The organism is Streptomyces sp. NPDC005899 (assembly GCF_040629645.1).
GTDB lineage: Bacteria > Actinomycetota > Actinomycetes > Streptomycetales > Streptomycetaceae > Streptomyces.
This window is the reverse complement of sequence record NZ_JBEXWB010000464.1, coordinates 1-3,994: the sequence shown is the minus strand read 5'-3', so window position 1 is coordinate 3,994 and position 3,994 is coordinate 1. Positions and strand designations below refer to the sequence as shown.

The 3,994-nt window shown below is 69.0% G+C and carries 2 protein-coding genes; both read left to right on the top strand.

From position 1 onward, the window contains the following. Positions 1-355: 355 nt before the first annotated feature. Positions 356-868 (top strand): transcriptional regulator NrdR, encoded by a 513-nt coding sequence (gene nrdR, locus ABZ371_RS29925; protein ID WP_358685458.1) that lies wholly within the window; start codon positions 356-358, stop codon positions 866-868. A 158-nt stretch (positions 869-1,026) separates the two neighbouring features. Further along, a complete protein-coding gene (locus ABZ371_RS29920; RefSeq protein ID WP_358685456.1) occupies positions 1,027-3,936 on the top strand; it encodes a vitamin B12-dependent ribonucleotide reductase in 2,910 nt (969 codons plus the stop codon). Positions 3,937-3,994: the final 58 nt, after the last annotated feature.

Sequence of the window (3,994 nt, the reverse complement as noted above, 5' to 3'; positions counted from 1 at the left end):
GCGTGCGGCCGCAGGGGGGGCGCCCTCGGGCACGCCTCCCCGTGGTCCACGGCCGCCGCGCAAGGCGCGCGCCGCCCGCGCCGCGTCCGGCCCGGCGGTCTCGCGCCCGCCCGTTTCCCGTACCCTCGTGCCGGGCCGTAGGCTGCCTCCGGGCCGTCCGCCGTGCGCGACACGCGCCGGGGTGGGAGTGGAGCAAACCCCTAGATCTAGTGGTTGGATTGCCCTAGCCGCCCATAAGTAGTGGTCCCCGGTCCGAGGGGGCCGAGTGCATCGCCTATGCTGGGGGCTGCCTCGCAGGTCCGTGACGGAGCTGCCGAGGCCATTCAGTCGTGCTTGTGAGGGAGGGTTGAGAAACGTGCACTGCCCCTTCTGCAGGCACCCCGACAGCCGGGTCGTCGACAGCCGCACCACGGACGACGGGACGTCGATCCGGCGGCGGCGCCAGTGCCCCGACTGCTCCCGTCGTTTCACGACGGTGGAGACCTGCTCGCTGATGGTGGTCAAGCGCAGTGGCGTGACCGAGCCCTTCAGCCGGACCAAGGTCATCTCCGGGGTGCGCAAGGCGTGCCAGGGGCGGCCGGTCACGGAGGACGCCCTCGCGAAGCTGGGGCAGCGGGTGGAGGAGGCGGTACGGGCCACGGGCAGCGCGGAGCTGACCACCCACGACGTCGGTCTGGCCATACTCGGCCCCCTGCAGGAGCTCGACCTCGTCGCGTACCTGCGCTTCGCGTCCGTGTACCGGGCGTTCAACTCGCTCGACGACTTCGAGGCCGCCATCGCGGAACTGCGCGAACAGCGGCCTCCCACGGACCCGGGCGGGAGCGGCGAGACCCTCGTGGTCCCCGACCCCGCCGCCGCGGCCGACTGAACACCGAAGCCGTGCGGCGGAGGCGGTAGAGCCGCCGACGGACGGCACAAGACCTGCTCCGGAGCGCTGCGCGAGGCGTCCGGAGTACCAGACACACACTGTGCCCTTGGGAAGAACTGGGCACTTCAGGGCGTTTTTGCCCATATATGGGAGGCGGCATGACAGAGACGGCGAGCGGCCCGGCACGAGGTACCCGTACCAAGGGAGCCAAGTCGACTGCGACCAAGCAGGGCCTGCGCATCGAGCGCATCCACACCACTCCCGGAGTGCACCCCTACGACGAGGTGGCATGGGAGCGGCGTGACGTCGTCATGACCAACTGGCGCGACGGCTCGATCAACTTCGAGCAGCGTGGCGTCGAGTTCCCCGACTTCTGGTCGGTGAACGCGGTCAACATCGTCACCAGCAAGTACTTCCGGGGGGCTGTCGGCACCCCGCAGCGCGAGACCGGTCTGCGGCAGCTGATCGACCGGATCGTGCAGACGTACCGGAAGGCAGGCGAGGACTACGATTACTTCGCCTCTCCCGCCGACGCCGAGATCTTCGAGCACGAGCTGGCCTACGCCCTCCTGCACCAGATCTTCAGCTTCAACTCGCCGGTCTGGTTCAACGTGGGCACCCCCCAGCCGCAGCAGGTCTCGGCCTGCTTCATCCTGGCCGTCGACGACTCCATGGAGTCGATCCTCGACTGGTACAAGGAAGAGGGGATGATCTTCAAGGGCGGTTCCGGCGCGGGCCTGAACCTCTCCCGCATCCGCTCCTCCAAGGAGCTGCTCTCCTCCGGCGGCAACGCCTCCGGTCCGGTCTCCTTCATGCGGGGCGCCGACGCCTCCGCCGGAACGATCAAGTCCGGTGGCGCCACCCGCCGTGCGGCCAAGATGGTCATCCTCGACGTCGACCACCCCGACATCGAGAACTTCATCGAGACCAAGGTGAAGGAGGAGGAGAAGATCCGCGCCCTGCGCGACGCGGGCTTCGACATGGACCTGGGCGGCGACGACATCACGTCCGTCCAGTACCAGAACGCCAACAACTCGGTCCGGGTGAACGACGCGTTCATGAAGGCCGTCGAGAGCGGCGGGAAGTTCGGCCTGCGCGCCCGGATGACCGGTGAGGTCATCGAGGAGGTCGAGGCGAAGTCCCTCTTCCGCAAGATGGCCGAGGCCGCCTGGGCCTGCGCCGACCCGGGCATCCAGTACGACGACACGATCAACCACTGGCACACCTGCCCGGAGTCCGGCCGCATCAACGGCTCGAACCCCTGCAGCGAGTACATGCACCTGGACAACACCTCGTGCAACCTCGCCTCGCTGAACCTGATGAAGTTCCTCAAGGACGACGGCGAGGGCCACCAGTCCTTCCAGGCCGAGCGCTTCGCGAAGGTCGTCGAGCTGGTCATCACGGCGATGGACATCTCGATCTGCTTCGCGGACTTCCCGACCCAGAAGATCGGTGAGAACACCCGGGCCTACCGCCAGCTGGGCATCGGCTACGCCAACCTGGGCGCCCTGCTGATGGCCACCGGCCACGCTTACGACAGCGAAGGCGGCCGCGCGCTCGCCGGCGCCATCACCTCGCTGATGACCGGCACGTCCTACCGGCGCTCCGCCGAGCTCGCCGCCGTCGTCGGCCCGTACGACGGCTACGCCCGCAACGCCGAGCCGCACCTGCGCGTGATGAAGCAGCACTCGGACGCCAACGCCGTCGCCGTGCACGTCGACGACCTGGACTCGCCGGTGTGGGCCGCGGCCACGGAGGCCTGGCAGGACGTGCTCCGCCTCGGTGCGAAGAACGGCTTCCGCAACGCGCAGGCCTCGGTCATCGCGCCCACCGGCACGATCGGTCTCGCGATGTCCTGCGACACCACCGGCCTGGAGCCCGACCTCGCCCTGGTCAAGTTCAAGAAGCTGGTCGGCGGCGGCTCCATGCAGATCGTGAACGGCACGGTGCCGCAGGCGCTGCGCCGCCTCGGCTACCAGCCGGAGCAGATCGAGGCGATCGTCGCCCACATCGCCGACCACGGCAACGTGATCGACGCCCCGGGCCTGAAGACCGAGCACTACGAGGTCTTCGACTGCGCGATGGGTGAGCGGTCCATCTCGGCCATGGGCCACGTACGGATGATGGCGGCGATCCAGCCGTGGATCTCCGGCGCGCTGTCCAAGACGGTCAACCTGCCGGAGACGGCGACCGTCGAGGACGTCGAGGAGGTCTACTTCGAGGCGTGGAAGATGGGCGTCAAGGCGCTCGCGATCTACCGCGACAACTGCAAGGTCGGCCAGCCCCTCTCCGCGAAGACCAAGGAGAAGGAGAAGGCCGAGGTGACCGCGAAGACCGAGGACACCATCCGTGCCGCGGTCGAGAAGGTCGTCGAGTACCGCCCGGTCCGCAAGCGCCTGCCCAAGGGACGCCCCGGCATCACCACCTCCTTCACGGTGGGCGGCGCCGAGGGGTACATGACCGCCAACTCCTACCCGGACGACGGCCTCGGTGAGGTCTTCCTGAAGATGTCCAAGCAGGGCTCCACCCTCGCGGGCATGATGGACGCCTTCTCGATCGCGGTCTCGGTCGGTCTGCAGTACGGCGTGCCCCTGGAGACCTACGTCTCCAAGTTCACCAACATGCGCTTCGAGCCGGCCGGTATGACGGACGACCCGGATGTGCGGATGGCGCAGTCGATCGTCGACTACATCTTCCGCCGCCTGGCGCTCGACTTCCTCCCGTTCGAGACGCGTTCGGCGCTCGGCATCCACTCGGCCGAGGAGCGTCAGCGCCACCTCGACACGGGTTCGTACGAGCCGTCCTTCGGCGAGGAGGAGGTGGAGGCCGAAACCCTGGCGCAGTCCGCTCCCGTGCAGGTCCAGCCGCTGAAGGCGGTCGCCCCGCCCGAGGAGAAGGCCGCCGAGAAGCCGGCCCCCAGGACGGCGCACACCTCGGCCGAACTGGTCGAGATGCAGCTCGGCATCAGCGCGGACGCCCCGCTCTGCTTCTCGTGCGGTACGAAGATGCAGCGGGCGGGCTCCTGCTACATCTGCGAGGGCTGCGGCTCCACCAGCGGCTGCAGCTGAGACCAGGCCGGCGGGCGCCGGGGGGAGCACCCCCCCCCCCGCGCGCCCCCCCGCGCGC